Origin of the sequence: Kitasatospora sp. NPDC059462 (assembly GCF_042749955.1) — a bacterium.
GTDB lineage: Bacteria > Actinomycetota > Actinomycetes > Streptomycetales > Streptomycetaceae > Kitasatospora.
In genome coordinates, this window is record NZ_JBHYUU010000032.1 from 20,919 (window position 1) to 43,915 (window position 22,997).

The 22,997-nt window shown below is 72.8% G+C and carries 18 protein-coding genes and 1 pseudogene; 9 read left to right on the forward strand and 10 right to left on the reverse strand.

Annotation, left to right across the window (positions count from 1 at the left end; translation table 11 throughout):
* Positions 1–98 precede the first annotated feature (98 nt).
* The 4 genes and pseudogenes from ACFXAM_RS11825 to ACFXAM_RS11840 form a co-directional block, all read right to left on the reverse strand.
* Positions 99–989 carry a metal-dependent hydrolase gene (locus tag ACFXAM_RS11825; protein WP_380289987.1) on the reverse strand — a complete coding sequence of 297 codons (891 nt, stop codon included), beginning with the start codon at positions 987–989 and terminating at the stop codon, positions 99–101.
* A 120-nt stretch (positions 990–1,109) separates the two neighbouring features.
* Positions 1,110–2,090 carry a YIP1 family protein gene (locus tag ACFXAM_RS11830; protein WP_380289989.1) on the reverse strand — a complete coding sequence of 327 codons (981 nt, stop codon included), beginning with the start codon at positions 2,088–2,090 and terminating at the stop codon, positions 1,110–1,112.
* Between the two features lie 198 nt (positions 2,091–2,288).
* A pseudogene (locus ACFXAM_RS11835) lies at positions 2,289–3,362 on the reverse strand (sugar phosphate nucleotidyltransferase); the annotation flags it as partial.
* A gap of 316 nt (positions 3,363–3,678) precedes the next feature.
* Positions 3,679–5,901 carry a (Fe-S)-binding protein gene (locus tag ACFXAM_RS11840; RefSeq protein WP_380289991.1) on the reverse strand — a complete coding sequence of 741 codons (2,223 nt, stop codon included), beginning with the start codon at positions 5,899–5,901 and terminating at the stop codon, positions 3,679–3,681.
* A 300-nt stretch (positions 5,902–6,201) separates the two neighbouring features.
* Between ACFXAM_RS11840 and dnaK the strand changes: the two genes are divergently transcribed.
* The 5 genes from dnaK (at position 6,202) to ACFXAM_RS11865 (ending at position 11,784) form a co-directional block, all read left to right on the forward strand.
* Positions 6,202–8,055 carry a molecular chaperone DnaK gene (gene dnaK, locus ACFXAM_RS11845; protein ID WP_380289993.1) on the forward strand — a complete coding sequence of 618 codons (1,854 nt, stop codon included), beginning with the start codon at positions 6,202–6,204 and terminating at the stop codon, positions 8,053–8,055.
* Positions 8,052–8,681 carry a nucleotide exchange factor GrpE gene (gene grpE, locus ACFXAM_RS11850; RefSeq protein ID WP_380289995.1) on the forward strand — a complete coding sequence of 210 codons (630 nt, stop codon included), beginning with the start codon at positions 8,052–8,054 and terminating at the stop codon, positions 8,679–8,681. The genes dnaK and grpE overlap by 4 nt, the downstream gene beginning before the upstream one ends.
* A 158-nt stretch (positions 8,682–8,839) precedes the next feature.
* Positions 8,840–9,997, forward strand: coding sequence for a molecular chaperone DnaJ (gene dnaJ / locus ACFXAM_RS11855; RefSeq protein WP_380289997.1), 1,158 nt, complete (start codon positions 8,840–8,842; stop codon positions 9,995–9,997).
* 7 nt (positions 9,998–10,004) lie between these two features.
* Positions 10,005–10,520 carry a heat shock protein transcriptional repressor HspR gene (locus ACFXAM_RS11860; protein WP_380289999.1) on the forward strand — a complete coding sequence of 172 codons (516 nt, stop codon included), beginning with the start codon at positions 10,005–10,007 and terminating at the stop codon, positions 10,518–10,520.
* A 205-nt stretch (positions 10,521–10,725) separates the two neighbouring features.
* Positions 10,726–11,784: a helix-turn-helix domain-containing protein gene (locus ACFXAM_RS11865; RefSeq protein WP_380290001.1), complete on the forward strand. Its 1,059-nt coding sequence runs from the start codon at positions 10,726–10,728 to the stop codon at positions 11,782–11,784.
* Here ACFXAM_RS11865 and ACFXAM_RS11870 read toward each other — a convergent pair.
* Positions 11,775–11,921: a hypothetical protein gene (locus tag ACFXAM_RS11870; protein ID WP_380290003.1), complete on the reverse strand. Its 147-nt coding sequence runs from the start codon at positions 11,919–11,921 to the stop codon at positions 11,775–11,777. The two genes, ACFXAM_RS11865 and ACFXAM_RS11870, sit on opposite strands and share 10 nt — an antisense overlap.
* Positions 11,922–12,331: 410 nt before the next feature.
* Here ACFXAM_RS11870 and ACFXAM_RS11875 point away from each other — a divergent pair, with 410 nt between their 5' ends.
* On the forward strand, positions 12,332–12,958 hold the full coding sequence (locus ACFXAM_RS11875) for a hypothetical protein (RefSeq protein ID WP_380290005.1): 627 nt from the start codon (positions 12,332–12,334) through the stop codon (positions 12,956–12,958).
* A gap of 7 nt (positions 12,959–12,965) precedes the next feature.
* Here ACFXAM_RS11875 and ACFXAM_RS11880 read toward each other — a convergent pair whose 3' ends face one another.
* From ACFXAM_RS11880 to ACFXAM_RS11890, 3 genes are all read right to left on the reverse strand, one after another.
* Positions 12,966–13,883, reverse strand: coding sequence for a LuxR family transcriptional regulator (locus tag ACFXAM_RS11880; RefSeq protein WP_380290007.1), 918 nt, complete (start codon positions 13,881–13,883; stop codon positions 12,966–12,968).
* The gene (locus ACFXAM_RS11885; protein WP_380290009.1) at positions 13,873–14,907 is read right to left on the reverse strand and encodes a LuxR C-terminal-related transcriptional regulator; all 1,035 of its coding nucleotides are present in this window, start codon (positions 14,905–14,907) and stop codon (positions 13,873–13,875) included. The genes ACFXAM_RS11880 and ACFXAM_RS11885 overlap by 11 nt, the downstream gene beginning before the upstream one ends.
* 568 nt (positions 14,908–15,475) lie before the next feature.
* Complete coding sequence (locus tag ACFXAM_RS11890; RefSeq protein ID WP_380290010.1) at positions 15,476–16,594, reverse strand: TDT family transporter; 1,119 nt, start codon at positions 16,592–16,594, stop codon at positions 15,476–15,478.
* 71 nt (positions 16,595–16,665) lie between these two features.
* On the opposite strand from ACFXAM_RS11890, the gene ACFXAM_RS11895 reads away from it, so the two are divergent.
* The 3 genes from ACFXAM_RS11895 (at position 16,666) to ACFXAM_RS11905 (ending at position 21,119) form a co-directional block, all read left to right on the forward strand.
* The gene (locus ACFXAM_RS11895; protein WP_380290012.1) at positions 16,666–17,694 is read left to right on the forward strand and encodes a LysR family transcriptional regulator; all 1,029 of its coding nucleotides are present in this window, start codon (positions 16,666–16,668) and stop codon (positions 17,692–17,694) included.
* Between the two features lie 72 nt (positions 17,695–17,766).
* Positions 17,767–20,373, forward strand: a complete 2,607-nt coding sequence (clpB, locus tag ACFXAM_RS11900) for an ATP-dependent chaperone ClpB (RefSeq protein WP_380290014.1) — start codon at positions 17,767–17,769, stop codon at positions 20,371–20,373.
* 182 nt (positions 20,374–20,555) lie between these two features.
* Complete coding sequence (locus tag ACFXAM_RS11905) at positions 20,556–21,119, forward strand: YbjN domain-containing protein (RefSeq protein ID WP_380290016.1); 564 nt, start codon at positions 20,556–20,558, stop codon at positions 21,117–21,119.
* Positions 21,120–21,298: 179 nt separating this feature from the next.
* Here ACFXAM_RS11905 and ACFXAM_RS11910 read toward each other — a convergent pair whose 3' ends face one another.
* Together ACFXAM_RS11910 and ACFXAM_RS11915 are read right to left on the reverse strand one after the other, a co-directional pair.
* The gene (locus ACFXAM_RS11910; protein WP_380290018.1) at positions 21,299–22,354 is read right to left on the reverse strand and encodes a peptidase; all 1,056 of its coding nucleotides are present in this window, start codon (positions 22,352–22,354) and stop codon (positions 21,299–21,301) included.
* Position 22,355: 1 nt separating this feature from the next.
* On the reverse strand, positions 22,356–22,871 hold the full coding sequence (locus tag ACFXAM_RS11915) for a hypothetical protein (RefSeq protein WP_380290020.1): 516 nt from the start codon (positions 22,869–22,871) through the stop codon (positions 22,356–22,358).
* Between the last annotated feature and the right edge of the window lie 126 nt (positions 22,872–22,997).

Here is a 22,997-nt window from a genome sequence, read left to right on the forward strand (position 1 = left end):
CTCCCGTCACCCCGGCGCGCAGCACCACGTACGCCTTGACGACGGTGCCGCGCCGTTCGTCCGGTCCCCTGGGGAAGGGGTGACCGCCCGCCGGTGCGTCAGGCCCGCTCGGGCCGGGTGACGGCGACCAGCTCGCTGCCGTCCTCGGAGAGCCGCAGCTCGGTGCGGAGCCCGGCCAGCTCGCCCAGGTGGTGCAGGTGGGTGCCGCCGCAGAAGATCTGCGCCGCGCCCTCGGGCAGCTCGCAGTGCCACTGGCGGCGGGCGGTCAGCTCGGGGCCGGGGACCTCGATGCGCACCGGGGCGTCGGCGGCGACCCAGGCGGCCAGCCGGCGGTTGACGGCCTCGGTGAGCTCGGGGAGGGCGTCGGCGAGCGCCGGGAGGTCCTCGGTGGCCTCGGCGGTGAAGCCCTTCTTGCGCAGCGACTTGCCGAGCCGGTAGGTGTCGGTGCTCGCCTCGGTGTCCATCACCGAGCTCGCCATGGCGAGGCTGTCGAAGTCCGGGTGGCCGAAGGCGTCGGCCCGGCCCGGGTCCTTGCGCCAGCGCGGCGCGAGCGCCTCGTTGAGGGCGAGGGCGAGCAGGTGGCAGCCGCTGTGCGAGGCGCTGAGCGCGGCGCGGCGCCCGGCGTCGACGGTGAGGACGGCGGTCCGGCCGGTGAGGTCGCCCGGGTCGGCCGCGAGAACGTGCAGGACCAGCCAGGACCACTCCTCGTCGCCGCGCCGGACCGGGATGCCGGCGCCGACGAGCGGCGCGCCGCCGTCCGGGCCCACCGCGCCGGTGAGGCAGTCGACGACGGCCAGCTCGACGCCGTCCACGGTGAGGGTGCCGAGGTCGGCGGGCTGGTCGGGCCAGGTGTGGTCGAGCGGGTGGAACGGGGTCGCCCCGGTGACCACGGCGAAGCGGCCGTCGTCCAGCGGGTGCACCGCGAGCACCGTCGACTCGCCGGTCACCGCCCCGGCCGGGAAGCTGACGTGGGTGGTGGGGAGGGTCATGCCTGGCTCCGTGCGGGTGAGGGTGGTCGGACGTGGTCGGGAAAACGCGACGGGCCCCGCGAGGCGAGGCCCGTCGTCCATTGTCGCCGAGCGTCCCGGGACCGCCGGGAGGCCCCCCGGTCAGCCCAGGGTCGGCAGCTTGATCAGCACCAGCAGGGCCAGCAGCTGCAGCGCGGCCGCGCCGGCCGCCTTGCCCCACGGCAGGTCGTGCACCCGGCGGACCATGAGGGCCAGCAGGTAGCCGCAGAGCAGCCAGGTGGCCCAGCCGACGGCCTGGACGAGCAGGTTGTCGGCCGGCAGGACGAGCGCCAGCAGCAGCCGGGGCGCGTCGGTGACCCAGCCGATCAGCACGGCCAGGCCGACCGTGGACTGCCACGGGCCGTCGCCGCCGAACTGCCGGGCCAGGCCGTAGGTGACGGCGCCGAGCATGGCGCCGGCCAGGGTGAAGCCGATCGCGGCGGCGAGCATCGCGGTGAGCGCGACCGTGAAGGCCGAGTTGACCACGTCGTCGCGGGTCAGGCCGATGCCGAGCACGGCCAGGGCGCCGTACAGCAGGGAGACCGTGACGGCGGGGAGCCAGATCTGGTGGTCGCGGGTGCGGTCGAAGATCGCGGTGGGGGTGCGGAACAGGCCGGTCAGCAGCTCGCGCCAGGTCGGCCGGGGGCCGGTGACCTGCGGCGCGGACTGGCCGCCGGCCCGGTAGACGGCGACGTTGTCCTGGCCGTAGCCGTCCGCGTACGCGGAGGACGGCGGCTCCTGGCCGTGGCCGTAGGAGGAGGGCTCGCCCGCGTACGGGTCGGCGCCGACCGGGAAGGCCCGGGTGTGCCCCGGGTGGTCGGCCGCGTACGGGTCCTGGTGCGGGGCGTGCGGGTCCTGGTGCGGGGCGTGCGGGCCCTGGGGACCCTGCTGGTACGGGGCCCGCGGGCCGTACGGGTCGTACCCGCCGTACGGGTCCTGGTGCGACCCCTGCTGCGGGCCGGTGAAGTACTCCGGCCCGTCCGTCGGCCCGTACCCCCCGGGCGCCGCCTGCTGCTGCGGGGGCGCCGACCACCCGCCACGGGGATCGGCGCCCTGACCGCTGTCGTATCGATTGCCAGCCACGTTCCGAAGGTACCCGCCCGGCGGGCAGCACGGCGGGCCGGCGACCGCTTTGCAGCGAGCCTGTGACGCCGGTGACGCGGATGACGCCGACGCGCAGGCCCTACAGGGGTTTGAAGGCGAACCCTAACCCCGCACGCCGACCTTCGGCCCGTGCACCGCCGCCGCCGCGCTGGTGCCGGCCGGGCACCCGCCCGGCCCGGCCGAGGTGCGCACGGCGCCGACCGGCAGCAGCGTGCCGCAGGCGATCCGCACCCCGTTCGGCAGCTCGTTGTCGGACTCGACGATCGCCCCGTCGCCGATCACCGCGCCGTCCAGCGCGGTCCGGTCGCCGATGACCGCGAAGGCGCCCACGATCGAGTCCTTGACCAGGGTGTCCGGCCCGATGACGGCGCCGGGCAGGATCACGCTGCCCTCGACGATCGCGCCGGCCTCGACCACCGCGCCCTCGGAGACCACGGTGCCGCCGCTCAGCACCGCGCCGTGCCGCACGGTCGAGCCGGGCAGCGGCAGGGCGTCACCGGTCGGGCCGGGGACGGCCGGCGAGTCGACCTTGCCGAGCACCAGGTCGGCCGAGCCGCGCACGAAGGCGGCCGGGGTGCCGAGGTCGAGCCAGTACGAGGTGTCGACGACGCCGCGCAGCAGCGCGCCGGTGGCCAGCAGCTCCGGGAAGGTCTCGCGCTCGACGGAGACCTCGCGGCCGGCCGGGATGCGGTCGATCACCGAGCGGGTGAAGACGTAGCAGCCGGCGTTGATCTGGTCGGTGACGATCTGCTCCGGCGTCTCCGGCTTCTCCAGGAACTCCAGCACCCGCCCGTCGGCGTCGGTGGGGACGAGCCCGAAGGCGCGCGGGTCCTCGACCCGGGTGAGGTGCAGGGTGACGTCGGCCCCGGCGGCCACGTGGCCGTCGCGCAGGGCGGCGATGTCGACGCCGGAGAGGATGTCGCCGTTGAACACCAGGACCGGCTCGTCGGGGCCGCAGGTGAGCCCGGTGGCCGCGTTGCGGATGGCGCCGCCGGTGCCGAGCGGCTCGCGCTCGGTCAGGTAGACCAGCTCGATGCCGTAGGGCGTGCCGTCCTGGAAGTGGTCCTCGAAGACCTCGGCGAGGTAGGAGGTGGCGAGCACCACGCGGGTGACCCCGGCCGCCGCCGCGCGGGCCAGCTGGTGCGCGATGAACGGGACGCCTGCCACGGGCAGCATGGGCTTGGGGGTGTGGGTGGTCAGCGGACGCAGTCGCGTGCCCTTACCACCGACCAGCATGATCGCCTCGGTCATGGTCTGCGCTGTTCCCCTTGTGGTCTCTGCGGCCCGGCCCGGCGGGCCGATACCTCCGTCGGTCTGCTGTACGCCGTTCCGGGGGCCGGAACGGATCGACCGGCGCGCGGCCGGTCCGGCGCCTACTGTATTTCCTCCCGACGGCCGGACCCCCCGCCGCCCCGGCGCCCGACCTGCGCTCCACCGCCCGCGCGACGGCCCCGCGGAGCCGAAAAGCCCGGCCCGGGCGGGCGCCGGCGGCACCTCGCCCGGGCCGGGCGGTTGTAGCAGAACTGTCGAACTACCGGGCTCCCCCGGGGCGTCGGCGGCCGGTCGGTCAGGCGTCGACGGTCTGCGGCTCCTCGGCCCCGGCCGGCGGGACCGCCTTGACCGAGTCGAGCAGCAGCTGGGCGACGTCGACGACCTTCAGGTGCTCCTTCGCCGCGCCCTCGTTCTTCTTGCCGTTGACCGAGTCGGAGAGCATGACCAGGCAGAACGGGCAGGCGGTGGAGACGATGTCCGGGTCGAGGGACAGCGCCTCGTCGACGCGCTCGGTGTTGATCCGCTTGCCGATGCGCTCCTCCATCCACATCCGCGCGCCGCCGGCGCCGCAGCAGAAGCCGCGTTCCTTGTGGCGGTGCATCTCCTGCTGGCGCAGCCCCGGGACCTTGTCCATGATCTCGCGCGGCGGGCTGTAGACCTTGTTGTGGCGGCCCAGGTAGCAGGGGTCGTGGTAGGTGATGAGGCCCTCGACCGGGTTGACCGGCACGAGCTTGCCCTCGTCGATGAGGTGCTGCAGCAGCTGGGTGTGGTGGATGACCTCGAAGTGGCCGCCCAGCTGCGGGTACTCGTTGGCGATGGTGTTGAAGCAGTGCGGGCAGGTCGCCACGATCCGCTTGACCGGGGCGTCCTCCAGCGCCGCGTTCAGGGTCTCGACGTTCTGCGCGCCGAGCATCTGGAAGAGGAACTCGTTGCCCAGGCGGCGGGCGGAGTCACCGGTGCAGGACTCCTCCTTGCCGAGGATCGCGAACCGCACCCCGGCGGTGTGCAGCAGTTCGGCGAAGGCCTTGGTGGTCTTCTTCGCGCGGTCCTCCAGGGCGCCGGCGCAGCCCACCCAGTAGAGGTACTCGACCTCGGCGGGGTCGATGTCCTCGCCGATCACCGGCACCTCGATGCCGGTCTCCTTCTTGAGTTCCTTGACCCAGTCGAGGCGGGCCTTGGTGGCCATGCCCCAGGGGTTGCCCTTGTTCTCCAGGTTCTTGAGCATGGTGCCGGCCTCGGTGGGGAACGAGGACTCGATCATCACCTGGTAGCGGCGCATGTCGACGATGTGGTCGATGTGCTCGATGTCGACGGGGCACTGCTCGACGCAGGCGCCGCAGGTGGTGCAGGACCACAGCACGTCGGGGTCGATGACGCCGTTCTCCTCGGCGGTGCCGACCAGCGGGCGCCCGGCCTCGGCCAGGGCGGCCGCGGGGACGTCCCGCAGCTGCTCGGCGGTGGCCTTCTCGGTGCCCTCCATGTCCTTGCCGCCGCCGGCGAGCAGGTAGGGGGCCTTGCCGAAGGCGTGCTCGCGCAGGCTCATGATCAGCAGCTTCGGGGAGAGCGGCTTGCCGGTGTTCCAGGCCGGGCACTGGGACTGGCAGCGGCCGCACTCGGTGCAGGTGGAGAAGTCGAGGATGCCCTTCCAGGAGAAGTGCTCGACCTGGGAGACGCCGAAGACGGCGTCCTCGGCCGGGTCCTCGAAGTCGATCGGCTCACCGCCGCTGGTCATCGGGCGCAGTTCGCCGAGCGCGGTGGAGCCGTCCTCCTCGCGCTTGAAGTAGATGTTGAAGAAGCCCAGGAAGCGGTGCCAGGCGACGCCCATCGAGGGGTTGACGCCGATGGTGATCGCCCACGCGAAGGAGATGCAGATCTTCAGCATCGCGAAGAGGTAGACCAGGTTCTCCAGGGTGCCGTGGGACAGCCCGCGGAAGGCCGCCACCAGCGGGTAGGAGATCAGGTACGTGGCCTCGTAGGAGCCGACGCCCTCCAGCGCGCCCTCCAGGCCGCGCAGGATCATGATGCACAGGCCGATGCCGAGGATCGTGTACTCGACGTAGAAGGCCTGCCAGGCGATCGAGCCGGCGAAGCGGGACTTGCGGCCTGCCCGGCCGGGCAGGCTCAGCAGCCGGATCACGATCAGCGTCGCGATGCCCAGCGTGGTGAGGGTGCCGACCAGTTCGGTGAACAGCTCGTACGGCAGCCAGCCGCCGAGCACCGGCAGCACGAACTCGGCGTCGAACAGCTGGAAGAAGGCGGTCAGCAGGGTCAGGCCCAGGGTGAAGAAGCCGACCGCGACGAACCAGTGGGCGATGCCGACGATCCCCCAGCGGTTCATCCGGGTGTGGCCGACGAACTCCACGGCCACGGTCTTCACCCGCTGCGCGGGCTGCCCGAAGCGGGTGGCGTCCGGCTGGCCGGTCCGCACCACCCGGTAGATGTACAGCGCCGCACGAGCGGCGAGCGCGGTGCCGACCACGAATGTGACCAGCGAGATGACGATCGCTGCTAGCTGCATCGGCTCTCCGTCTCCTGCGGCTTGCGTGTTACGGGTGTGCAGTTTCTCCAAGGGGAGTGTACTCGTCGGTAACTTCCAGGGCCGACGGCCCGGACATTACCGTTCGCCAACACTTCTCCTGAAGATGCTCAAGGTATGGCGGCAGTCACGCGCGTGCACGTCCGGCACGGCCCGGCCGCCGCCGCTCCGGAGAACGGCTCAGCAAAGTTGAGCGACTCCGACTCATCCCTGTTGACGCCCTCCGCATCCTCGGGCATCCTTGAGCCCGTAAAGCTCAACTCTTCCCTGGAGGTATCTACGATGGCACGCGCGGTCGGCATCGACCTCGGCACGACGAACTCGGTCGTCAGCGTTCTGGAGGGTGGCGAGCCCACCGTCATCACGAACGCCGAGGGCGCGCGGACCACGCCGTCCGTCGTCGCCTTCGCGAAGAACGGCGAGGTGCTCGTCGGCGAGGTGGCCAAGCGCCAGGCGGTCACCAACGTCGACCGCACCATCCGCTCGGTCAAGCGCCACATGGGCACCAGCTGGAAGATCGGGCTGGACGGCAAGGACTTCAACCCCCAGCAGATCAGCGCCTTCGTGCTGCAGAAGCTGAAGCGCGACGCCGAGGCCTACCTGGGCGAGCAGGTCACCGACGCCGTCATCACCGTCCCGGCGTACTTCTCCGACTCCGAGCGCCAGGCCACCAAGGAGGCCGGTGAGATCGCGGGCCTCAACGTCCTGCGCATCGTCAACGAGCCGACCGCGGCCGCCCTGGCCTACGGCCTGGACAAGGACGACCAGACCATCCTGGTCTTCGACCTCGGCGGCGGCACCTTCGACGTCTCCCTGCTGGAGATCGGCGACGGGGTCGTCGAGGTGAAGGCCACCAACGGTGACAACCACCTCGGCGGCGACGACTGGGACCAGAAGATCGTCGACCACCTGGTCAAGGTCTTCCAGGCCGGCCACGGCGTCGACCTGTCCAAGGACAAGATGGCCCTGCAGCGTCTGCGCGAGGCCGCCGAGAAGGCCAAGATCGAGCTGTCCTCGTCCTCCGAGACCTCGATCAACCTGCCCTACATCACGGCCTCCGCCGAGGGCCCGCTGCACCTGGACGAGAAGCTCACCCGCGCCCAGTTCCAGCAGCTCACCTCGGACCTGCTGGAGCGCTGCAAGATCCCGTTCCACAACGTGATCAAGGACGCCGGCATCGCGCTGTCCGAGATCGACCACGTGGTCCTCGTCGGCGGCTCCACCCGCATGCCGGCCGTCGCCGAGCTCGTCCGCGAGCTGACCGGCGGCAAGGACGCCAACAAGGGCGTCAACCCGGACGAGGTCGTCGCCATCGGCGCCGCGCTCCAGGCCGGTGTCCTCAAGGGCGAGGTCAAGGACGTCCTGCTGCTCGACGTCACCCCGCTGTCCCTCGGCATCGAGACCAAGGGCGGCATCATGACCAAGCTGATCGAGCGCAACACCACGATCCCGACCAAGCGCTCGGAGATCTTCACCACGGCCGAGGACAACCAGCCGTCCGTGCAGATCCAGGTCTACCAGGGCGAGCGCGAGATCGCCGCGTACAACAAGAAGCTCGGCATGTTCGAGCTGACCGGCCTGCCGCCGGCCCCCCGCGGCCTGCCCCAGATCGAGGTCACCTTCGACATCGACGCCAACGGCATCATGCACGTCGGCGCCAAGGACCTCGGCACCGGCAAGGAGCAGAAGATGACCGTCACCGGCGGCTCCGCGCTGCCGAAGGACGACATCGAGCGCATGATGCGCGAGGCCGAGCAGTACGCGGAGGAGGACCACAAGCGCCGCGAGGCCGTGGAGACCCGCAACCAGGCCGAGCAGCTCGTCTACTCCACCGAGAAGTTCATCGCCGACAACGCCGACAAGCTGCCGGCCGACGTCAAGACCGAGGTCGAGACCGCCATCGGCGAGCTCAAGGAAGCCCTGAAGGGCGAGGACATCGCGAGGATCCGCGAGGCCTCGGAGAAGGTCTCCACCACCGCCCAGAAGCTCGGCCAGGCGCTGTACGCCAACGCCGACGCCGCCGGTGCGGCCGGTGCGGGCGCGGCCGGTGACGCCGGCGAGGCCGGTGCCAAGGACGACGACGTCGTCGACGCCGAGATCGTGGACGACGAGAAGCCCAAGGGCGGTGCGGCATGACGGAGAAGCCGCAGGGTGCCGAGCCCGGCGACGACTCCGCCGCCGAGGAGGCCGTGATCAAGGCGGCCGAGGAGGCCGCCGCGGCCGGGGCCGAGGGCTCCGGCGCGGAGGAGGTCGCCGCGGCCAAGCGCGAGGCGGCCGAGCGCACCGCCGACCTCCAGCGCCTGCAGGCCGAGTACCAGAACTACCGCAAGCGGGTCGAGCGCGACCGGCTGACGGTCCGCGAGATCGCCGTCTCCAACATCCTGGAGTCGCTGATCCCGGTGCTGGACGACATCGGCCGCGCCCGCGACCACGGCGAGGTGACGGGCGGCTTCAAGTCCGTCGCGGAGTCGCTGGAGACGGTCGTCGCCAAGCTGGGCCTGCAGCAGTTCGGCAAGGAGGGCGAGCCCTTCGACCCGACCATGCACGAGGCGCTGATGCACAGCTACTCCTCGGACGTCACCGAGGACACCTGCGTCCAGATCCTCCAGCCCGGCTACCGGATCGGCGAGCGGATCATCCGCCCGGCGATGGTCGCGGTCGCGGAGCCCCAGCCGGGCACCCAGACCACGTCCGGTCCGGACGCCGACACCGCCAAGGGCGGGGAGAAGAAGGACCAGGCCGACGGTGGCTCGGACAGCTGACCACCGGTGACGGCTGACAACCCTTGCGCTGCGGAGTCGTACGCCGGCCAGTACGGCGGCCGGCTCCGCAGCGCGCTGTCGGCGTGTCCGGGCACGCAGGAGCGTGCCCGGACCGTTGACAGCACTGTGACGATGGACCTCGGGAGGTGGCGCCGGCCATGAGCGGCAAGGACTACGTGGAGAAGGACTACTACAAGGTCCTCGGCGTGCCCAAGGACGCCAGCGCCACGGAGATCAAGAAGACCTACCGCAAGCTGGCGCGCGAGTTCCACCCCGACGCCAACAAGGGCGACACCAAGGCCGAGGAGCGGTTCAAGGACATCTCCGAGGCGTACGACGTCCTCTCCGACGAGAAGCGCCGCAAGGAGTACGACGAGGCCCGCAGCCTCTTCGCCAACGGCGGCTTCCGGCCGGGCGGACCCGGCGGCACCGGCAGCTACAGCTTCGACTTCGGCGACCTCTTCAGCGGCAGCCAGGGCGGCGGCGGCGCCGGCGGCGGGCTGGGCGACGTCTTCGGCGGCCTGTTCAACCGCGGCGGCCGGCAGGCCCAGCCGCGGCGCGGCGCCGACGTCGAGACCGAGGTGACGCTCTCCTTCGAGGAGGCCGTCGACGGTGCCACCGTCCCGCTGCGGATGACCAGCCAGGCCCCCTGCCGGCTCTGCAACGGCACCGGCGCCAAGTCCGGCACCACCCCGCGGGTCTGTCCGACCTGCGTGGGCTCCGGCACGGTCAGCCGCGGTCAGGGCGCCTTCGCGCTCTCCGAGCCCTGCCGGGACTGCCGGGGCCGCGGCATGATCGTCGACGACCCCTGCCCCGACTGCCACGGCAGCGGCCGCGCCAGCTCCGCCCGCACCATGCAGGTCCGGATCCCGGCCGGCGTCCAGGACGCCCAGCGGATCCGCCTCAAGGGCAAGGGTGCCCAGGGCGAGCGCGGCGGCCAGCCCGGCGACCTGTACGTCACCGTCCACGTCGACCCGCACGCCGTGTTCGGGCGCAAGGGCGACAACCTGACGGTGACCGTCCCGGTGACCTTCCCCGAGGCGGCCCTCGGCGGCACCATCGAGGTGCCGACCCTGAACGGCCCGTCGGTGAAGCTCAAGCTGCCCCCCGGCAGCGCCAACGGCCTGACCCTGCGGGCCCGCGGCAAGGGCGCCACCCGCAAGGACGGCACCCGCGGCGACCTGCTGGTCACCATGGAGGTCGTGGTGCCCCAGGCCGTCACCGGCGACGCCCTGACCGCTCTGGAGCAGTACCGCGAGGCGACCGCCTCCGACGACCCGCGAGCCGCCCTCTTCCGAGCGGCGAAGGGAGCGTGACGACCAGATGACCCCCGACGACCCCATCGGCCCCGGCCTCGGCGACGGTCTTCCCGGTGGCGGCGGCGCCCGCCGCACCACCCGCCGGACCGCCCCGCAGCCCCAGTACGTGCTCACCGAGGAGACCCCGGTCTACGTGATCTCGGTGGCCGCCGAGCTCTCCGGCCTGCACCCGCAGACCCTCCGCCAGTACGACCGGCTCGGCCTGGTCAGCCCCGACCGCACCGCCGGACGCGGCCGCCGCTACTCCGCGCGCGACATCCAGCAGCTGCGCGAGGTCCAGCGGCTCTCCCAGGACGAGGGCATCAACCTGGCCGGCATCAAGCGGATCATCGAGCTGGAGAACCAGGTCGCCGCCCTGCAGTCCCGGATCGCCGAACTGGCCGACTCCCTGGAGGGCGCGGCCACCGCGCTCCAGCAGCGCGAGGCCACCATCCACGCCTCCTACCGGCGCGACCTCGTCCCCTACCAGCCCCCGACCCCGCACTCCAGCGCGCTCGTCGTCTGGCGCCCCAAGCGCTGACCGCCGTCGCGCGCTCGCGCACCACCGCCGGTACCCGCCGTACAGCGGGTACCGGCAGTATCGTTCCAGTGCGAAGGTTCAGGAAGCGGGGAACCGGCTCGAACACCACGCAGCAGTCGGCACGGGGGCACGCGGCGCCTAGGATGCCCAGGGCGGACCAGGTCCGCGCAGTCCACCCGGTCCAGCCAACGGCGAGGAGCCGCAGATGAGTGCCGGACACAGGTCTGGAGCCACCCACGAGGGTGTGCTGTCTCCGGAGGCCCGCAGCCTGTACCAGAAGGCCCTGCGGCACGACGGGCCGCTGACGGACGACCAGGGCTGTCCGCTGTCGCCCGAATCCGACCACGAACCGCTCCAGGAGTTGCTGCGGCTCGGTCTCCTCAATCCGGAAGTGGGCCCGCCGGGAACCTTCGCGGTGAAAGACCCCCGGCAGCTCGCCGAATCGGCCTCGAACAATCTCCAGATGGAGGCCGCCGATCTGCTCCGCCGGTCGATTTCGCTGCACGCGACGCTGCAGGAACTCGGCCTCGAATACCAGGCGCACACCACCGGACCGGAACCCGGCGGATCAATTGAGTACGTCCAGGGCCGCGGCACCATAAACCAGCTCCTGGAAACGCTGCTGGAGAACGCCTCGCGCGAGATGCTGACCGCACAGCCCGGCGGCGGGCGGGCGGCCGACGCATTGCGGATCGCCATCGACCGGGACATGAGATTCGTGCAGCGCGGCGGCACCATCCGGACCATTTACCAACCGGGTGCGCGCTATTCCAATCCGACGGTCGACTACGTACGGGAGATCACCCAGGCCGGCTGCCAGGTGAGGACCCTCGACGAGGCGTTCGCCAAGCTCATCGTGCTCGACCGCAAGGTGGCCGTGGTCACCGTCGGGGGCGAGGAGAATCGCGACCGCGCGGCCTTCATCCGGGACGAGGCGGTGATCAGCTACATCGTGCACGTGTTCAGCAGCCAGTGGGAGCGGGCCATTCCCTTCTCCGGCTCGCACGAGATCCCCCGCCAGGTGGTTTCGAGCATGCGTCAGCAAATCATCCGGATGATGCTCCAGGGGGCCGGCCACAGAACGATCGCGCGCCGGCTCGGACTGAGCGAGCGCACGCTGGCCCGGCACATCGCCGAACTCCGCGAGGAACACGAGGTCGAGACGCTCTTCCAGCTCGGCTGGAAACTCGCCCGGCAACAAGAAGGACCGATGCTGCCCGATGCATCGGTCCTTCCCCTTGACTGGCAAAAGTCCTACCAGTGACTGTCCATGTCGAGCATGGCAACCTGCTGGCGGTCGGCCCCCCAATGGGAGTCATCAGCGGTGGCCGAGCCCACTCCAATGAGCATTGCGATGCCCAGGAGGAATGCAGAGACAGCAATACGGCGCGCCTTCAGCACAACATCACTCCTTTCACGACAACTTACTGCGAGCATCGACTCATCGGGCGACGGTCGCACTAATGCGACCATATGATGACCCATAGAGGGCCGACATGTCACGCCCCAGTACACCCGCAGAGCGTTGCGAGGGCTGGCAGGAGCACGTCGACGACGTCTACTCTCACCCCGAACAAGCTCGCCTGATGTGAGCACAACCAACGTACGCGCCGGTCAGGCCCGGCGGTGTGTCATCTGACTGCCTGGCAGTCAGATGCCAGCACGACTCTGTGGACGCCAAGACCCGTCTCATTGGACGATCAACCCGCCCGTCGCAATAACAAACGTTGATTGTTCAGGCAGGACGGAACAGCACCTCCGAGCAGCGGTGCCATGTCTGCTCGCCTGACCACCACTTCCCCGGAGTCGTCATGAGCGAGCCCTATCTGCGCGACCTCCCCGCACAGGCCCATGAGGGCCGGCGCGCACGCGTGTTCCTGGCCGCGCCGCTGATGCGGTTGACCGGGCCGGCGGACAGTGTGGTGACCCTCGCCAGCCGGACGCGGCTGACGACGCTTCGCACCACCCTCCTCCGCAGCGGCGCCGCCGTGTACAGCGCCCACCACAGTGACGCCTGGACCGTCGCCGGGCGCGCCCCCGAGCCCCGGGTGCCGTCGGACTTCCGCGCGCTGCAGTCCGCGGACCTCGTCTTCGCCTACGTCGGCGCGCCGCTGTCGGCCGGCGTCAGCCTGGAGCTGGGCTGGGCGTCGGCGCTGCGCAAGCCGATCGTCCTGCTCGTCGACGAGGCCATCACCCACAACCCGCTGATCGCCACCATCGAGCAGGTCGCCCCCGTCCTGCCGCTGGTCTTCGACGACACCTGGTCCCAGGAGGCCCTCCACCACACCGTGGAGACCGCCCTCGACTGGGCCGGCATGGCGCTCTCGCTGCGCGAGGGCTTCTGGACCGCCCCCGGCGAGCAGTTCACCGTCCCCCGGCAGCAGCCCCCCGCCGTCGGCCCGGCCGGCTACTGGCCCACCGGCGCGGCCACCGGCTGACCGCCGCTCAGTCATCGCGGCAGCCCCGCATCCGCCATCCGAGCTGGAACAGCGTCCGGGCGCCGTGGCGCTCGCGCAGGCGGGAGATGTGGGCGGCCACGGAGCGTTCGCTCAGGCCGATCCGGGCGGCGATGGCCCGCTGGGTGAAGCCGCGGGAGAGGAGGCGCCCGATCCGGACGGCCACCGGGTGCGGAACGGCGGCCGACCAGTCGGTGACGGTGGCGCGGCACCAGTCGCGCTCGAAGGTGGCGACCAGCGCGTCCACCGTGGCCCGGTCGGTGATGAACGCGGCGGCGCTGTGGTCGGCCCGCGCGGAGACCACCGCCGTGGTCCGGTCGACGATGATCATCCGGTCGAAGGGCTCGTCCAGCAGGCGGATCTGCGAGCCGTGCGGGACGACCGCGTTCGCGTACTCGATCACCTCGGGCTGACGGCGCACCACGGGCTGGTAGATGGTCCGGATCCGCCGCCCGGTCATCAGCAGCGGGACGTCCTGGGTGACCGACAGTTCGAGGGTGGCCCGCCGGCGGGTCCCCGGCTGGGCCGTCAGCAGCTCCTCCCGGCACTCCGCGACCAGCAGGGCGAGCCGGTGCCGGATGGCCTCCGGGCCCTCGACGCAGGGCGACAGCGGGGCCGGCTGGCGGGTGGCGTCGAAGGTGGCGCTCAGCGGCGCCAGGGTGCCGGGCAGCTGCTCGGCGCGCACCAGCAGCCTGGTCGCCTCGGTGCGCAGCTCGGCGGCCCGGCGGTCCCCGGCCGTGCGCGGGCTGACGGCGGTGTACCCGCCCGCGGTGCGTTCGAGCAGACCGCGGGCGACCAGACCGGCCAGCGCGACCGGGTCGGCGGCGGACGACGCGGTGAGCCGGCCGCCGTTGGCCAGCGCGGTCAGGTAGAGGCCGTGCTCCGCGGCGGTGGGCTCATCCGTCATCACGGCCGCCGCGCATCAGCCAGCCGAGCTGGAAGAGGGTCTGGGCGCCGTAGCGGTCGCGCAGCCGGGAGATGTGGGCGGCCACCGTGCGCTCGCTCAGGCCGAGGCGGGTGGCGACGGCGCGCTGGGTCAGGCCGCGGGCGAGCAGCCGGCCGACCCGGTCGGGCGCGTTGTGGGCGGGCCCCTGGCTGAGCACGGCGGACCAGTCGGTGGCGTCGGCCCGGGACCAGTCGCGCTCGAAGGCGTTGACGATGAAGGCGATCGCGGCCGGGTCGCTGATGAAGGCGGCGGTGCTGTGGTCGTCGCTGGCGGAGATCACCGCGACCGAGCGGTCGAAGATCATCAGCCGCTGGAACGGCTCGTCCAGGATCCGGATCAGCGAGCCGCGCCGGGTGACCTCCTCGGCGTAGGCGAGGGCGGCCGGTTCGGAGATCGCGACGGGCTGGTAGAGGGTGCGCAGCGAGCAGCCGCGCTGGAGGAGCTTGACGTCCTGCTGGATGGCGATCTTGAGCGCGTCGGGCGGGCGGTGGCCGGGCTGGGCGGTGAGGACCTCGGTGCGGCAGTCGGAGACCAGCTGGGAGATCCGGTGCCGGATGTGGATGTGGCCCTCGATGTAGACGGCGCCGCCGGAGCGCTCGGGCGGGCGGGGCATCGCGTCGTAGGCGCGGGTGAGGGCGTCCAGGGCGCCGGGCAGGTTCTCGGCGCGCACCAGCAGGCGGGTGGCCTCGCTGCGCAGTTCCGCGCCGAGGCGGTCGCTGACCGAACGGGGGCTGACGGCGGTGTAGCAGGCGTCCATCGGATTGGTCATCAGCAGGCCGATGGAGACCAGCTGGCGGACGGCGTCCTGGTCCGGGTCGGGGACGTCGGCGATACGGATCCGGCCGCCGTCGGCGAGGATCGCGAGGTAGAGCCGGCGGGCGGCTTCGTCGGGGTCGCCGGCGGACGCGGCGGCGCCCGGCCCGGAGCGGCCCGGCCCGGAGCCGTCCGGGCCGTCCGCCGGGTCCGCCGTCGCCTCGAACGTCACGTCGAACGCTCCCTGCCGGATGCTCTGGGGTATCGGTGCTCCGCGCGCCGCGCGGTCGCCGGTGATGATCAAGGTACTGGGAGCCGGCGGTCCCCCGGGCCCCGGGTGCCGTCGCACGCGGGCCCGGGGGCCGCCGGTGTACGCCGCGGTCCAGCGCTTCCGGCGAGGCGGAGCAGCAACGCCTCGCCGACTCCGGTCCCGGGGGCCATCACCACACATGGCGTCCCGGCCGGCGCTCTCCCCCCCGATATGCAGGCACGTGCGGACGTACCGGTCGCATCCAGTATGAAGAGCAAGTCGCCGTCCTCGGGCTGCGGTTGCCCGGACGACCTGGCGTGGCTCCACCCTCACAGGCGTGACGGCCGGTGAACAAGTGCCACCCTGCTTCATGTTCTCGCAATTGCAGGAACCTGCACGGGCGGTTCGGCGCGGGCTCCCGCGGCCCGTTTGCGCCTTCCGCCAACCCGCAGGTCAGCCGGGTGGGGCGGGGGTTTTCCGACCGTCCGGCCGGTCGGTGGCGGAGCAGCGTGTTCCGGAACCCGGCGCGTCCGGGCACCGCCGGACGCGTTCAGCGGGCCAGCAGCCGGCCGCCGGCCAGGGCGGCGGCGGTGCCGCCCGCCGCGAGCGCCCAGCCGGCCAGCAGCAGGGCGAACAGGGCGGCGGCGAGCCCGGTGAAGCCGGCGAACCCGGTGTGCCGGGCGAGCGCGGACGCCCCGGTGACGCAGGTGCCGACCGGGAAGGTGAAGGCCCACCAGGTCATCGCGAACCCCATCCCGGCCCGCCGGGCGCGCAGGTTGGCCGCGACGGCGAGCAGCAGCCAGAGCATCGCGACGCCCAGCACCGCCACCCCGAACAGCTCGGCGAGGGCGACCGCCACGGGCGCCAGGCCGGGGAACACCGGGCCCGCGGCGTCGGCCAGCTGGTGGACGGCGGTGGTGGACTGGCCGAGCGGGCCGAGCACCAGGAAGAGCGTCGGGGTGAGCGCCAGGGCGGGCAGCTTGCTGTGCACCAGGCCGGTGAGCACCACCGGCAGCAGCGCCAGGGTGGCCAGCAGGCCGATCCCGAACAGCGTCGCGCACCCGTACAGCAGGGTCTGCCGGGCCGCGCCGGCCGGCAGGTGCGGGACGAGCGCCGGGCCGGTGGCGGAGGCGACCAGCGGGGCGACCACGGGCAGCAGCCAGGTCGGGTTGGCGGCGAGCGGGGAGACGGCGTGCCGGGTGATCATCAGGTACGGGATGCCGGCCGCGACGGCGAGCGCGTACAGCGTGCCGGCCGTCCAGAGCACGAGGTCGAGCGCCACGGCCGGGCCGGTACCGATCACCCGGGAGCCGACGGTCAGGGTGCCGAGGCCCACCGAGAGCAGCGCCATCGGCGGGCAGCCGTAGAAGACGGCGGTGGCCGGGTCGTCCAGCAGGTGGGCGCGGGCGGCCGAGCGGTGCCGGGTGAGGTGGACGGCCCGGGCGGCGCCGATCACCAGCAGGCCGGCCAGCCCGAGCGCCCACATCAGCTCGGCGAAGCCGGTCAGCCCGGGCCACCGGACCGGCAGGACGGCCGCGCCGTTGGCCGTGATGGCGGTCCCCATGACCACCGCGTACCAGTTCGGGCCGAGCTGGGCGAGGTCGAAGCGGCGGACGCGGACGGATGCGCGGGGACCGGGGGCGGGGGCGGGGCTGAGCAGGGTGGCCATGGCACCCACCGTCGCCCGGCCCGGGCGGCGGCGGTAGCGCCGCCTGCTCTATGAGGGCATAGCCTGAGTCTATGGCCCTCTCTCCGCGCGTCCCCGAACTCGGTGCGCTGGAGCTGCTGCTCGCGGTGGCCCGGCTCGGCAGCGTCGGCCGGGCGGCCGCCGAACTCGGGGTGAGCCAGCCGACCGCCAGCGCCCGGATCAAGGGCATGGAGCGGCAGATCGGCGTCCCGCTGCTGGAGCGCTCCCCACGCGGCTCCCGGCCCACCGAGGCGGGCCGGCTGGTGGTCGAGTGGGCGCGGCAGGTCGTGGAGGCGGCGCAGGCGCTGGACGCCGGGATCGACGCGCTGCGCGAGCGCCGGGACGCCCGGCTGACCGTGGTGGCCAGTCTGACCGTCGCCGAGTACCTGATGCCGGGCTGGCTGCTGGCCCTGCACGCGGCCAGCCCGGGCACGGCGGTGACGCTGCGCACCGCCAATTCGGCGGACGTGGCGGGCCACGTGCTGGCCGGGGACGCGGACCTCGGCTTCGTCGAGGGGCCGCTGCCCCCGGCCGGGCTGGCGGGCGCGGTGGTGGCGGCCGACCGGCTGGTGGTCGTGGTGGCGCCGGACCATCCGTGGGCACGGCGCCGCGCGCCGCTGTCCGGCCGGGAGCTGGCACAGACCCCGCTGGTGCTGCGCGAACCGGGTTCGGGCACCCGGGAGGTGCTGGAGATGGCACTGGCGCCGTACGGGGGCACCGCGCCGCCGCGGCTGGAGCTGGCCTCCTCGACGGCGCTGAAGGCGGCCGCGATGACCGGGGCCGGACCGGTCTGCCTGAGCGAGCTGGCGGTGGTGGAGGAGCTGGCGACCCGGCGGCTGGTGGCGGTGCGGCTGGTGGCGGAGCTGGACCTGCGGCGGCCGCTGCGGGCGGTCTGGCCGGCCGGGCAGCGGCCGACCGGCCCGGCCCGGGAGCTGCTGGCGCTGACCCGGCGGACGGCCGGCACCCACCAGGCGCGGATGGCGCAGGCCCGGACCCTGCCGCCGAGGACGGCCCGCGAGCCCGCCGCCTCGCCCGAGCGCCCCGCGCTGCGGGTCCGCCCCGACCGTTCATCCAAAAGTTGAGCGGAATAGACTCAACTTAGTGCATGCTGTACACGGCAGACATCACGCACGACGAGGGAGGACCCCCCAGCAGTGGACGCCAGCAAGTTCACCACCAAGACGCAGGACGCCCTGTCCGCCGCGATCCGGCAGGCCGGGGCCGTCGGCAACCCGGACGTCAAGCCGGTGCACATCCTGACCGCCCTGCTGGATCAGCCCGAGGGCATCGCCAGACCGCTGCTGGAGGCGGTCGGCGCGGACGTGTCCCGGATCGACGCCGAGGCCCGCCGCCAGGCCGCCGCGCTGCCCAGCGCCTCCGGCGCCACCGTCGCCGCGCCACAGCTGGCCCGCGACACCCTGGCGGTGCTGACCGAGGCCGACAAGCGCGCCGACGACCTCGACGACCAGTACGTCTCCACCGAGCACCTGCTCGTCGGCCTGGCCGCCGAGGGCGGGGCGGTCGCCGAGCTGCTGGTGCAGCAGGGCGCCACCCCGAAGGCGCTGCTCGCCGCGTTCAAGGACGTCCGGGGCAGCGCCCGGGTCACCTCCCCGGACCCGGAGGGCACCTACAAGGCGCTGGAGAAGTACGGCACCGACCTCACCCAGGCGGCCCGCGACGGCAAGCTCGACCCGGTGATCGGCCGGGACCAGGAGATCCGCCGGGTGGTCCAGGTGCTCTCCCGCCGGACCAAGAACAACCCGGTGCTGATCGGCGAGCCCGGCGTCGGCAAGACCGCCGTGGTCGAGGGCCTGGCCCAGCGGATCGTGGCCGGCGACGTCCCGGAGTCGCTGCGCGGCAAGCGCCTGGTCTCCCTGGACCTCGGCGCGATGGTCGCCGGCGCCAAGTACCGCGGCGAGTTCGAGGAGCGGCTGAAGGCCGTCCTCAACGACATCAAGCAGAGCGACGGCCAGGTCGTCACCTTCATCGACGAGCTGCACACCATGGTCGGCGCGGGCGCCGGCGGCGACTCCGCGATGGACGCCGGCAACATGCTCAAGCCGATGCTGGCCCGCGGCGAGCTGCGGATGGTCGGCGCCACCACCCTGGACGAGTACCGCGAGCGGATCGAGAAGGACCCGGCCCTGGAGCGCCGCTTCCAGCAGGTGCTGGTCGGCGAGCCCAGCGTCGAGGACTCCATCGCCATCCTGCGCGGCCTCAAGGGCCGCTACGAGGCGCACCACAAGGTGCAGATCGCGGACGCCGCCCTGGTCGCCGCGGCCACCCTCTCCCACCGGTACATCACCTCCCGCTTCCTGCCCGACAAGGCGATCGACCTGGTCGACGAGGCGGCCTCCCGGCTGCGGATGGAGATCGACTCCTCCCCGGTCGAGATCGACGAACTCCAGCGCTCCGTCGACCGGTTGCGGATGGAGGAGCTGGCCCTGGAGAAGGAGTCGGACCCGGCCTCGGTCGACCGGCTGGCCAAGCTGCGCCGCGATCTCGCCGACAAGAACGAGCAGTTGAGCGTGCTCACGGCCCGCTGGGAGCAGGAGAAGAAGAGCCTGAACCGGGTCGGCGAGCTCAAGGAGCGGCTGGACGACCTGCACGGCGCGCTCGAACGCGCCCAGCGGGACGGCGACTTCGAGCGCGCGTCCAAGCTGATGTACGCCGAGGTCCCGGCGGCCGAGAAGGAACTCGCCGAGGCCCAGGAACGCGCCGCCGGCGAGGACACCTCCGCCTCGATGGTCAAGGAGGAGGTGGGCCCGGACGACGTGGCCGACGTGGTGGCCTCCTGGACGGGCATCCCGGCCGGCCGGCTGATGGAGGGCGAGAGCGCCAAACTCCTGCGCATGGAGGAGGAGCTGGGCCGACGCCTGATCGGCCAGGCGGAGGCCGTGCAGGCCGTCTCGGACGCGGTGCGGCGCACCCGCTCCGGCATCGCCGACCCGGACCGCCCGACCGGCTCGTTCCTGTTCCTCGGCCCGACCGGCGTCGGCAAGACCGAACTCGCCAAGGCCCTGGCCGACTTCCTCTTCGACGACGAGCGGGCGATGGTCCGCATCGACATGAGCGAGTACGGCGAGAAGCACTCGGTCTCCCGCCTGGTCGGCGCGCCGCCCGGGTACGTCGGCTACGAGGAGGGCGGCCAGCTCACCGAGGCGGTCCGCCGCCGCCCGTACAGCGTGGTGCTGCTGGACGAGGTGGAGAAGGCCCACCCCGAGGTCTTCGACGTCCTGCTCCAGGTGCTCGACGACGGCCGGCTCACCGACGGCCAGGGCCGCACGGTGGACTTCCGCAACGCGATCCTGATCCTCACCTCCAACCTCGGCAGCCAGTTCCTGGTGGACCCGGCCACCCCGGAGGAGCGGAAGAAGGACCTCGTACTGGAGTCGGTGCGGGCCGCCTTCAAGCCGGAGTTCCTCAACCGGCTCGACGACATCGTGGTCTTCGACCCGCTGGGCACCGCCGAGCTGAGCCGGATCGTCGACCTCCAGGTGGCCCGGCTGGGCGACCGGCTGCGCGACCGCCGGCTCAGCCTGCACGTCTCCGAGGCCGCCCGGGACTGGCTGGCGCTCACCGGCTACGACCCGGCGTACGGCGCCCGGCCGCTGCGCCGGCTGGTGCAGTCCGCGATCGGCGACCAGCTGGCCCGGGCGATCCTGGCGGGCCAGGTGCACGACGGCGACACCGTGCTGGTCGAGCGGGACGAGGACGGCGACCGGCTCACCGTCCGTGCCCGCGGGCCGCTGGAGAAGTAGCCGCCCGTCACCACCGGACGATCATGGTCCGGCCCCGGCCGACCCCGGGGCCGGACCATGATCCGGCCATGCCCGGCCCGGTGACGGCCACCCCTGTGAGGCGGGCCCCGGATGAGGCAGGATGGACTCGGAAGGGCGGCCTCTCATTGCCGACCACCACGTGCACTGAGGAAGAGGACCCCATGAGCATCGACCCGTCGTCCATCCCGTCGTTCGGCATGCCCCAGGGTGGCCAGCCCGGAGGCCAGGGCGGGCGTCCGGCCGGCCCGCCGCCGATCATCGTCCCGGACCAGAACCTGGTGGGCCAGCTCCTCGACCAGATGCAGCTCAAGCACGGCGTCGACGAGGAGGGCGACCTCACCGCCCCCTGGGAGGGCTTCCGCGTCTACTACATGTTCCGCGGCGAGCAGAAGGAGCTCTTCGCCGTCCGGGCGTTCTACGACCGCCCGTACCCGCTGGAGAAGAAGGGCGAGATCCTCGACCTGATCGACGAGTGGAACCGCGAGACCCTCTGGCCCAAGGTCTACACCCACACCCACGAGGACGGCGTGGTCCGCCTGATCGGCGAGGCCCAGATGATCGTCGGCACCGGCGTCAACCTGGACTACTTCGTCACCACCACCGCCAACTGGACCCAGGCCGCCGTGGGCTTCGAGCAGTGGATCGTCGAGCGCCTCGGCCTTCAGGACGAGATCGAGGGCGAGGACGGCAAGGGCAAGCCGTCCGAGGGCACCGACGAGAGCTGATCACCGGTCGCGGCCGATCACCGGTCGCCGACCGCCGACCGCGGACCGCCCGGGGGCTCCGGTTTCCCGCTCCGGTTCCTGCTCCGGCTCCTGCTCCGGCTTCCCGCTCCGGCTTCCCGTACGGCCCGCCACCGGCACCCGGTGGCGGGCCGTCGTCGTCCCCGCGGCCGCCCCGGCCGTCACCGGCGGCGACGGTGCCGCCTGAGGTGCCGCAGGAGCAGCAGGCACAGGGCGGCGAGGACGAGCGCCGAGAACCCGACGACCAGCGGGCCCGGGAGGTCCCCCGCACCGGCCGACGCGGTCACCGATCCGGCGCCGCCGGGAGTCCTCGGGAAGGTGACGGTGGCGCGCGTGGTGTGCTCGGCCGGCCCGCTCCCGAGCGTGAGCTCCACGGTCCACGGGCCGTCCGGCAGCCCCGGGTCCAGCGGGACGGTCACCTCCCCGGCGTCGCCCGGGGCCAGGGTGGTGCCCGCCTTGACCGGGAACGGCCCGGCGCGCAGTCCGCCCGGCCCGTCGAGGAGCGAGAGCGCCCCGCCGACGTCCAGCGCGCGGCCGCCCGTGTTGTGGACCCGGGCGTGCACCTCCGCCCGCCCGTCCCGGGCCCTGGCCGGCCACAGCCGCCCGATCGTGAAGTCCGTCGGCGGCTCGCCGCCGGGACCGACGTCGAGGTACATCCGGACCCCGACCCGCCCCACGACCGCCAGCTGGTGCGCGCGGTCCGCGGCGGCCCCGGTCTGGGCCCAGATGACGCCGTAGCGCTCCCCGGCGGAGGCGTTCGCGGGCACCCGGACGGTGGCGCGCACCGGCGCCGTCGCGGAGGGCGCCAGGTCGAGCTCCGTCGTGTCGAGCGACGTCCAGCCGGTCAGCTCGTTGGGGGTGCGCTCGGGGGCGAAGGCGAACTCCCCGTTCGCGACGGCGGCCGCCCCGGCGTAGAGGGTGACGTGCATCGGCGCCGACGACTCGTTGCTGACCTCCACCCGCCGCTCGATGACCGAGCCCGGGGCGAGGTGGTCGACGACGTAGGCCTGCGCCCGGGGATCGTCCCGGCGGTCCTCCGGGGCGTCGAGCAGCCTGATGCCGATGGTCCTCCCCGCAGCGTCCGGCCCCGGGGAGGGCGTCCCCGGTACTCCGTCCGCCGCCGCCGGCAGCACCCCGAGTGCCTGGACGACGGCCAGCACCAGCAGCAGGGCCCAGGAGCGGCGCACGCCCCCGGGCCGCTCGGCGGGCTCGGGCATCTCAGGCAACGGAGTGGGTCAGCGTTCCGGTGTAGATCCCGCCCACGGCGCTGGCGGGCAGGTCGACGGCGACCGTCGGGTTCCAGGTCGCGGTGTTGTCGCCGACGCCGGAGGTCCCGGTGACCACCGTCTGGGCGGAGTTGCTCAGCGTCACGCTGGTCGGGGTGACGGTGATGGTGCCGGTCGTCGTCACCGTCCCGGGCGTGTAGGTGGCCCGGGAGGCGGGCACCGTCGACGGGCCGTTGGTGAAGTCGGTGACCGAGGCCGTCACCGTCCAGGAGGCCGACAGCAGGGCGCGCGCGTCGACCACGTTCACCGGGCCGATCGGCGCGCTGACCGTGGTTCCGGGCGCGCCCGAACCGAGGGCGGCGCTGACCGGCACCGTCATCGTCAGTGCGCCGGAGGTGACGATGAAGGTGAGCGTGGTGCTGGGGTCGTACGCGGCGACGGCCAGGCCCGGCTGGACCATGACGAGGGCGGCGGACGCGGCGGCGACGGCAAGGGTTCGTAAACGCATGATGACTCCCGAAAGCCCCCGAGAGCGGACATTCCGATTGACGTAATGTCAGAGAAACCGGTGCGGCCGGCTCCCGCAAGGCGAAGCCCTCCGCACTGCGCCGGAGGAATGACCGCACCTCGGAGC

What these genes read in the sequence shown, in the direction of transcription:
- ACFXAM_RS11825 (WP_380289987.1), bottom strand. Translation starts at nt 989, where the DNA reads ATGACCCTCCCCACCACCCACGTCAGCTTCCCGGCCGGGGCGGTGACC.
- ACFXAM_RS11840 (WP_380289991.1), bottom strand. Translation starts at nt 5,901, where the DNA reads ATGCAGCTAGCAGCGATCGTCATCTCGCTGGTCACATTCGTGGTCGGC.
- dnaK (WP_380289993.1), top strand. Translation starts at nt 6,202, where the DNA reads ATGGCACGCGCGGTCGGCATCGACCTCGGCACGACGAACTCGGTCGTC.
- grpE (WP_380289995.1), top strand. Translation starts at nt 8,052, where the DNA reads ATGACGGAGAAGCCGCAGGGTGCCGAGCCCGGCGACGACTCCGCCGCC.
- dnaJ (WP_380289997.1), top strand. Translation starts at nt 8,840, where the DNA reads ATGAGCGGCAAGGACTACGTGGAGAAGGACTACTACAAGGTCCTCGGC.
- ACFXAM_RS11860 (WP_380289999.1), top strand. Translation starts at nt 10,005, where the DNA reads ATGACCCCCGACGACCCCATCGGCCCCGGCCTCGGCGACGGTCTTCCC.
- ACFXAM_RS11865 (WP_380290001.1), top strand. Translation starts at nt 10,726, where the DNA reads ATGAGTGCCGGACACAGGTCTGGAGCCACCCACGAGGGTGTGCTGTCT.
- ACFXAM_RS11875 (WP_380290005.1), top strand. Translation starts at nt 12,332, where the DNA reads ATGAGCGAGCCCTATCTGCGCGACCTCCCCGCACAGGCCCATGAGGGC.
- ACFXAM_RS11880 (WP_380290007.1), bottom strand. Translation starts at nt 13,883, where the DNA reads ATGACGGATGAGCCCACCGCCGCGGAGCACGGCCTCTACCTGACCGCG.
- ACFXAM_RS11890 (WP_380290010.1), bottom strand. Translation starts at nt 16,594, where the DNA reads ATGGCCACCCTGCTCAGCCCCGCCCCCGCCCCCGGTCCCCGCGCATCC.
- ACFXAM_RS11895 (WP_380290012.1), top strand. Translation starts at nt 16,666, where the DNA reads ATGGCCCTCTCTCCGCGCGTCCCCGAACTCGGTGCGCTGGAGCTGCTG.
- ACFXAM_RS11905 (WP_380290016.1), top strand. Translation starts at nt 20,556, where the DNA reads ATGAGCATCGACCCGTCGTCCATCCCGTCGTTCGGCATGCCCCAGGGT.
- ACFXAM_RS11910 (WP_380290018.1), bottom strand. Translation starts at nt 22,354, where the DNA reads ATGCCCGAGCCCGCCGAGCGGCCCGGGGGCGTGCGCCGCTCCTGGGCC.
- ACFXAM_RS11915 (WP_380290020.1), bottom strand. Translation starts at nt 22,871, where the DNA reads ATGCGTTTACGAACCCTTGCCGTCGCCGCCGCGTCCGCCGCCCTCGTC.